At 60.6% G+C, this 8,135-nt stretch carries 5 protein-coding genes and 1 pseudogene; 4 read left to right on the top strand and 2 right to left on the bottom strand.

Annotated elements, in window-relative coordinates; genetic code table 11:
• From IVB48_RS07790 to IVB48_RS07770, 4 genes and pseudogenes are all read left to right on the top strand, one after another.
• Window positions 1–136: pseudogene (locus IVB48_RS07790) on the top strand (ABC transporter ATP-binding protein); the annotation flags it as partial.
• Window positions 137–262: 126 nt separating this feature from the next.
• Window positions 263–1,420, top strand: a complete 1,158-nt coding sequence (locus IVB48_RS07785; RefSeq protein WP_247399145.1) for an ABC transporter substrate-binding protein — start codon at window positions 263–265, stop codon at window positions 1,418–1,420.
• Between the two features lie 512 nt (window positions 1,421–1,932).
• On the top strand, window positions 1,933–3,306 hold the full coding sequence (gene nhaA / locus IVB48_RS07775) for a Na+/H+ antiporter NhaA (RefSeq protein WP_247399143.1): 1,374 nt from the start codon (window positions 1,933–1,935) through the stop codon (window positions 3,304–3,306).
• Window positions 3,307–3,316: 10 nt separating this feature from the next.
• Entirely contained in the window at window positions 3,317–3,463 is a 147-nt protein-coding gene (locus IVB48_RS07770) for a hypothetical protein (RefSeq protein WP_247399140.1), read from the top strand.
• A 437-nt stretch (window positions 3,464–3,900) separates the two neighbouring features.
• On the opposite strand, the gene IVB48_RS07765 is transcribed toward IVB48_RS07770, so the two are convergent.
• A complete protein-coding gene (locus IVB48_RS07765) occupies window positions 3,901–5,121 on the bottom strand; it encodes a cytochrome P450 (RefSeq protein WP_247399138.1) in 1,221 nt (406 codons plus the stop codon).
• 324 nt (window positions 5,122–5,445) lie between these two features.
• On the bottom strand, window positions 5,446–6,726 hold the full coding sequence (nhaD, locus tag IVB48_RS07760; RefSeq protein ID WP_247399135.1) for a sodium:proton antiporter NhaD: 1,281 nt from the start codon (window positions 6,724–6,726) through the stop codon (window positions 5,446–5,448).
• Window positions 6,727–8,135: the final 1,409 nt, after the last annotated feature.

Genomic DNA, 8,135 nt, shown 5'->3' with positions numbered 1-8,135 from the left:
CGAGCAGAATTTGGCGGCGACGCTGGCGCTGGCGAGCCGGATCTACATCATCAACAACGGACACATCGTGCACGAGGGGCCGGCGCGGGAGCTCAAGGCACAACCGGAGCTGCTCCAGCGCTATCTCGGCGTCTAGTTGATTTCACCGAGCGCGACGCGACGACGCGGAGTCTTGACGACCTTGCGCTGAAATCGAAAAGGAGGAACACGTCAAATGAAATGCATTGCGGTAAGAACGGTTCAACTGTTGCTGGCGGCGTCAATGTCGGTGACGACTGCACACGCGGCCGAAAACAAGGTCGTGATCGGCGATATCGACGATATGTCCGGCCTGTATGCCGACGTGATCGGCCCCGGCGGCGTCGAGGCGGCCAAGATGGCGATCGAGGATTTTGGCGGCAGCGTGCTCGGGAACAAGATCGAGTTCATGGTGTCCGATCACCAGAACAAGCCCGACGTTGGAGCCCAAAAATTGCGCGAATGGGCCGATCGGGATGGCGTTACGATGATTCTCGGCGGATCGAACACGGGAGTCAGCCTGGCGATGAACAATGTCGCCAAGGAGAAGAAAATTCCGTTCATCGCTATCGGCGCAGCCGGCGCATCACTGACCGGCAAGGACTGCACACCCTATACGGTCCACTACGTCTACGACACGACGGCGCTCGGCAACGGTACCGCCAAGACCATGGTCAAGCAGGGCGGTAAAACCTGGTTCTTCCTCACCGCCGACTACGCCTTCGGCACCCAGTTGCAGGAGTCCGCCTCGAAGGTGGTTGAGGCCAATGGCGGCAAGGTGATCGGCGCCGTGCGCGTTCCGCTCTCCACGTCGGACTTCTCAAGCTATCTGCTCCAGGCCCAAAACGCAGGTGCGCAGGTGCTTGGACTCGCCAATGCCGGCAACGACTTCACCAATTCGATCAAGGCTGCCGACGAGTTCGGCATCGCCAAGACAATGAAGCCGGCCGCATTGCTCGCCTTCATCAGCGACATTCACAGCCTCGGCCTCAAGACCGCACAGGGCCTGTACCTCACCACCGGCTGGTATTGGGATCTTAACGAGAAGACCCGGGCCTTCGCCAAACGCTACTATGAGAAGACGAAGCGCGAGCCCACCATGAATCAGGCGGGCTACTATTCGGCGACCATGAGCTACCTCAACGCGGTCAAGGCTGCCGGCTCCACCAATTCAGAGAAGGTCATGGCGGAGCTCAAGAAGATGAAGATCGACGACATGTTCACTAGCAACGGCAAGATCCGTGCCGACGGCCTGATGGAGCATGAGATGTATATCATGCAGGTCAAGAAACCCGATGAGTCCAAACAACCTTGGGACTATTACAAACTGGTTCACACGATGTCGGGCGAAGAAGCATTCGGAAAGTTGACCGACTCGGCGTGTCCGCTGGTTACGCACTGATAGTCGTGTTCCAACCGCGTCGTCGCACAAGAGGAGCGCACCCGCAAGTGCGCTCCTCTTGGAGTACGTAACAGCGGGCGTGCGCGGCGGCACATCCGCGGCGCTTGCTCTCTCGCTGCCGGACAGCCGGACCAAAACTCCGATCCTGGCGGCAACCTATGGTGTCGTGTTGCTCAGCGCTGCGCAAAGCCCCTGTAGAACTCCCCGCAACACCAGCCGGAGCGGGGATTTCAGTACGCCGGGGACGACCCGTCAAGCGCAAGGGCGGAGCCTGCCAGGCGTTTTAGCGCGCCGGTACCGCTCCAGAGCCTGAAAGGATTCCGAGCGCCTGCGAGCACACACACCCGGAATGAGTGCCGCCCGAGAGGGCGGATGATGCAGCTGCTGCCGCCTGATCCTCTCCACGGCCGACTTTCCGGACGCCGTGTTCCGTCGTGGAAGGTTGAAATGACGCCCATGCGATGTATAACCGGGGTTCGGGTGTTCGCTGTATCGACAGCGACAGGAAAGCGATGGTCGGGCCGCCACGCGGAGATCCTGCGCCCGTGAACCACAATCCTCCGTTTGACGATCTGCCGAAAGCCCGGCGGCTGGCCGAACAGGCCCTCAACACCCTTCAGCGGTTCCTGCATGTCGAGGCTGTCAGCGGTGCGGTCCTGCTCGCTGCCGCCGCCGCTGCACTGATCTGGGCGAATTCCCCAGTGGCTCACAGCTATCACGATTTCTGGCACCTTCCGGTGACGATCGCCCTGGGAGAATTCGTCTTTTCACGCTCGCTGCATTTCTGGGTCAACGACGTGCTGATGACCGTGTTCTTCCTCGTCGTGGGCATGGAGATTCGGCGGGAAGTCCACGAAGGCGCGCTGAGCAGGCTGGACCAGGCCATGCTGCCGCTGGTCGCGGCGATTGGTGGCGTCGTCGTCCCGGCACTGATCTATCTGAGTCTTAACGCCGGTCCGGATCGAGGGCAGGGCTGGGCCGTGCCTACGGCGACGGACATCGCCTTCGCAGTCGGAGTGCTCGCCCTGCTCGGACGAAGAATCCCGGTCAATTTGCGGGTCTTCCTCCTTGCTCTGGCTATCATCGACGACATCATTGCAGTGCTGATCATCGCGCTCTTCTACACCGCAGGCCTTCAGCCTGGCGGTTTCGTCGTGTCGATGATCGGCGTTGTCGCCGTCCTGGGCTTTCGCCGGATCGGGGTCGGCTCTGCGCTTTTCTACGTCCTACCTGGTTCTCTGGTTTGGATCGGGTTCATGGCGGCTGGGATCCATCCCACCCTAGCGGGTATGCTGCTCGGGGTGATGACTCCCGCGCGCGCCATCCCGATGCGGGAACCACCACTGGAGATGGTCTCTCGCGCTCTCAAGCAGTTGCGAAGCAGCGATGCGGTCAGGGCGAAGGATCCGCACAGGTTGGCCCAACCCCTGCGGGACCTGCGCGTGGCCCAACGGGAGCTACTGCCGCCGGTCTCTCGGGTGCAGACGGCGCTGCATCCGTGGGTGGCATACGTCATCATGCCGATCTTCGCGCTGGCGAACGCCGGCGTCGGCCTGACGAGCGTCGATCTACCCGCCGGTGGACGTTTGGTGATGCTGGGCACAGCGCTCGCCTTGGTCGCCGGCAAGCCGCTTGGCGTCGTCGGCGCGACTTGGGCGGCCGTACGACTGGGCTGGTGTCGGTTGGCTCCGGGAGTTTCCTGGGCTGGGGTCTGCTTGGTCGGGCTGCTGGCCGGGATCGGTTTCACCATGTCGATCTTCATTTCGATGCTCGCCTTCGCGGATGAAGGACTCCTGACGGCGGCGAAACTGGGCGTCCTTCTCGGCTCGCTTGTTGCAGCGATGCTCGGCCTCGGCTGGGGCTTCAGCCAAGTCCGGCTCTTGTGAGGTGTGACCCATGCCCTTTAGAGCCCCGCATGTCTCGTTCGTGTCGTTTGCCGTCGAGGTCCAATCCTCCGGAGTGACCCAGGTGATGATCGTCGAGACGGACCTGCATCTGAATCCACGGCATCCCGCCTACGACCGCTTGGCCGTGACGCACTGATCGCAGCGGCAGAGGCGTACACGAGCGCCAATGTGGAACGTCCTTCTTCCATTCGGCTCATTTCGACCCGCAGCGGGGAAATCTACGGTTTCATCAGCCGCGGCCCTGCTACGACTCGTGAGCTGGAGGCCGGTGACCGAGGCGAGGTATTTGAGTGCGGAAGGGTAGCATTGCTCCGGAGGCGAGAAGAATTGGTAGGCGAATATGAAACATGTGCCGTCTTTGCTGGGCGTGGTCGTCCTGTTTTGCATCGTCTTCTTCCTGACGAGAGCGTCTCTTTCGACGCCTCAACTGGCAGGTGGCATTTGCATCGCTCTCCTCGTTTATGCCGCCACTATGGTTTGGCATATCCGCAACATCCTTCGGTGATCGAGAGAGGCGGCCAAGGCGCCGAGCAGCCGATGACCCAGGTCTCGGACCCTCGGAGATGCCGGCGCTCAGGCCGCTAGTCGCACCGGCAATCGCGCCAGCGCGCGGATGCCAAGCCGCTTGTGCCACCTGATGTCTTCGGGCCCACGGGCAAGCCGCAAGTCGGGAAAGCGATCCAGGATGCGCTGAATTCCTATCGACGCATCTGCGCGCGCGAGCTGGAAGCCGAGGCAAAAGTGTACGCCGGTGCCGAACGAAAGGTGCGGATTTGGGTGGCGCGTAATGTCGAACGTGTGGGGCTGCTCGAACCTTGCCGGGTCGCAGTTCGCTGCGGCAAGGAATGCCGCAAACATCTCGCCGCGCCGGACCTGGCGTCCTTGCCAGATCAAATCCCGGGTTGCGAAACGAGGCTTGGTCATCTGCACGGGGGAGACGTAACGAAGACATTCCTCGATGCATGTGGGCATCAGGCCCGGGTCTTGGCGCAACCGGCTCAACTGGTCCCTATTCATGAGCAGCGCGTAGAGACCGCCCGATATCAGATGTGTAGTGGTTTCCTGTCCCGCACCGAAGAGCAGGAAGATCATGGAGACGATTTCGTCCTCGCTGAGCGTGTGGCCTTCGATCTCCGCCTCGCGTAGCGCAGCGATCAGACCCTCAGGCCGCGCCCCGCCACCGGGTCTCGAAACGCGTCGAAGGTAGCGCACGACGCTGATCACACCGGGGATGGCGCGGATCACCGCAAAGACATTCGCAGTGTCCTTCAACCCACCCAACCAGTTCTTGAACCGCTCGTGATCCTTCTCCGGCAACCCTAGCATCGCGCAGATTACCGAAAGGGGCAGATATCGGCAGAACTCTGCCATGAGATCGGTCTCGGGCTTGCCGTCCAGCTTGTCGAGCAGCCGATCGGCCGTCTCAACGATCGTCGGCTTGAGAGCTGCGATCGTGCGCCTCTGGAAGGCGTGGTCGACGAGGGCACGCAGGCGACGGTGCTCCGGATCGTCGTGGCCGAGCATGTTCGACGCAAGAAGCCCGAGCGTCCCCGGGAGAACTTTCAATATCCGCTCTTGCGTTCTGCTTCCGGCGTTAGCGGGATCGCGCTCGAAGTCCTGGCTGTTTTTCAACAGTTCTGCGCAGCTCTCATGGCTCGCCGCGAGCCAGGTGCGGCCGACGATCGGCAATCTCAAGCGCACCACCGGGCCTTCGGTTCGCATGCGGTCGAGCGTCGTAAAAGGGTTCGCGTGAAAATCCGGGGACAAGATGTCGAACCGTCGCTCGTCGGACATGTCTGCTTCCGCGCTTCTGTTTGTTGTGGTTGGAAATTGAGCGGTGCTGCGTCTCGAAGACAGCCTACTTCAGGCCTTCAATCCTTCACGTCACGCCGGCGCGGGTGGTGCGTTTCGCGGCCCGGCCGAGGGTTGGACACACTGAAAAGTACAGCAGCGTAAATCCCCGCGCATCCCAGGCGTCGTCTGGATGTTCGGCAAGGATAGCACGCGCGACCGGACTGCGGCCGCGCAGGCCTGCAGACTGCAAGGCTGAAGGGGAGCGTTGGATCGGAAGAGCAAGCGGATCCATTCAAGCTGCCTCGGCGCGTGCGCGTCTTGCGTTCAGTGAAAGTACCGGAACTGCACAATGTATACCGCCGCTCCGGCGAAGTATCCGAGGAGCGCGAGTACGCTGATTTTTCGCATGTACCAAATGAACTGGATCTTCTCGATTCCCATCGCGGCAACGCCCGCAGCGGAGCCGATGATCAGTATCGATCCGCCCGTGCCGGCGCAGTAGGCGATGAATTCCCAAAGGAAACTGTCTGGTGGATACTGGCCCATTCCATACATGCCCATCGATGCTGCGACCAATGGAACATTGTCGACGATGGCGCTGAGCAGCCCCAACGCGAGCACGATTGCGTCGGTGCGGCCGATGCTTTGATCCAGCCAAGCTGCAAGGGCGGCCAGGATATGGGTGTGCTCCAGCGTGGCAACGGCCAGCAGAATGCCCAGGAAGAAGACGATTGAGCTGAGGTCGATCTGGGTGAGAGCGTGCGCCACGGTCAACGGCCTTCTCTCCAGCGGTTGCTTCCGGCGATGAATGATCTCGCCGACGAGCCACAATGTTCCCAAGCCGAAGAGGATGCCCATGAAAGGCGGCAGGTGCGTAACGGTTTTGAACGCTGGCACCAGGACCAGGATGGCAATCCCGAGGGTGAACATGACGTTTCGTTCGAAGGCGGGCGTGAACGCATCGTCGCTGCCATCGATCTTGGGAGAAGCGAAAGTTCGCCCCCGCAGCTGGTAATTCACGATGAGCAGCGGGATCAGCATGTTCGTGAGGGACGCGAGGAATAGCGTCTTGACTATGGCGAGAGCGGTGATCTGGCCACCGATCCACAGCATGGTTGTGGTGACGTCTCCAATGGGGGACCACGCGCCGCCTGCGTTGGCAGCGATCACAATCATCGCGACGAACAACAGCCGATCACTTTGCTTGTCGAGCAGTTTTCTGATCAGAGAGACCATGACGATCGTGGTGGTGAGATTGTCCAACACCGCGCTCAGAAAGAACGTCACGGCGCAGATGAGCCACAGCAGGGTCGTCAACTTCTTTGTGTTGATCTGCGAGGTGATGATCTCGAATCCGTCGTGCGCGTCGATGACCTCGACAATGGTCATGGCGCCCATCAGGAAAAATATGATCCCTGCAGTCGAGCCGATGGTCTCGCGGAGCTGTTCGACGATAGCGTCGTGGTCAGTTGCTCCCACGGCATAGATCGTCCAGAGCAGGCCGGCGCCAAAAAGGGCGGAAGCTGATTTCTCTATTTGGATCGGGTGCTCAAGCGCTATAGCGGCATAAACCACGACGAAAACAACGACGAGTGCGACCAGCAAAACGAAGCCTCCGAATCCGGTTTTCGTGGGGATCATGCCCGAACCGAACTGCGCTAAGAAGCCTCATGTGCTGAAAGGCCGCGGTCTAGTATTGTTGGCTTGGGAGAATAAAATGTCTCAACCAAACGGTAGCAGATCAAACTTGTGGGGCTCCCGCGCGAACGGCCCCGTCGGCTGGATTGTCACCGTCGTATCCGTTCTGATGTTTGTCGTGGCCCTGTACGTGTATGCAACGAGTGGCCCACGGACTTCGCCTCCGAATGGGACGGGCAGATCAAGTGATCACTCGCCGGCTCGTCTCTCAGCACCGAGCAAGTAAGGCCCTAGCAACTACTTGGAGTTCCGAAGTCGTTCGCCGCAGGGGCATTGCTTCCGAGCCGGACAAGCAAGAAGCTTAGCAATGTGCCGCATCGGCCGATGCCGTTTCGGCGAGCTCTACTCGCAAGGTCACGCAGCAACAGCCTGATCTTGTGAGCCGCGATATTGGCGTCGTTACCTGGTCAGTAGGCCCGAAATGAGCGCCGCCGCGCCGAGTTCGATGAAACTCAAGATGGTGGGCGGGTAGAGCACCATTGCGGCTTCGAAGCGCAAGAACTTTGGATGCTCGCCGGCCTGTTGGGGCGACCGATGAAGATGAGCACTGCTGCGATTGCCAACATCGCAACTCCGGTCCAGATGTTCATGTCCGCTTCCTCCCGTGACGCGGGAAGCAGACCGACCCCATCGCCGGAGGGCAAGTTGGTCAATGGTCGCATCCACGGCCTGACATGCGCGGCTCATATAGCGTCAGAACGGTCCCGTCGCGTGCAGAGTTGTCGAGCAGCGGGTCAGGATTCCTGACGCAGACGCATCGCACAAGTCCGACTTGCTGGACCAGTTTAACTAGAAAAGGTTTTAGAATGGTGGCGGGAGCCCCGCAAGGATGCGCATGGCCATGGAAGCTCACCATCAAGGTGCGTACGGTACGGACCTTACTCAACGCTACTGCCGGGGAGGGCGTATTGCCAACCGGGTGCGCATCTGCCGATAAACGACAGACCGCCGCACTCGCCGCCGTTGCACGGCTGCTGTTGACTGGGCAATCTCCAGCAGATGGGGCGAGAAAAGTGGATTATCTCACAGGCCGCTTCGGCCTGGTCGTTTGAGGTTTGCCGCCGGGCGATCGACGCGCCGCGACCTCCAAGGCCACGAGGCCGAAGGCGGAGAGAGCGACAAGGATGACGAGTAGCAGCAGGCTGCCGTACATTCAGATGGCTCCTACAGAGCTGCTCCTATGGGGAGCGCGCGATTCAACAACCTGCGGTGTCGACGTCGCAGGTAGAGTGAAGTTGTCGATCAAGCAATTGCACATGCGGACATAAGCAGGCACTTGTGTGTACGCAGGCGAGGCCCATGCCTGCAGCCCGAGC

The sequence above is a fragment of the Bradyrhizobium sp. 76 genome (assembly GCF_023073025.1).
Taxonomy (GTDB): domain Bacteria; phylum Pseudomonadota; class Alphaproteobacteria; order Rhizobiales; family Xanthobacteraceae; genus Bradyrhizobium.
The sequence above is the reverse complement of the archived record's forward strand: the minus strand, read 5'-3'. Positions and strand labels throughout refer to the sequence as shown.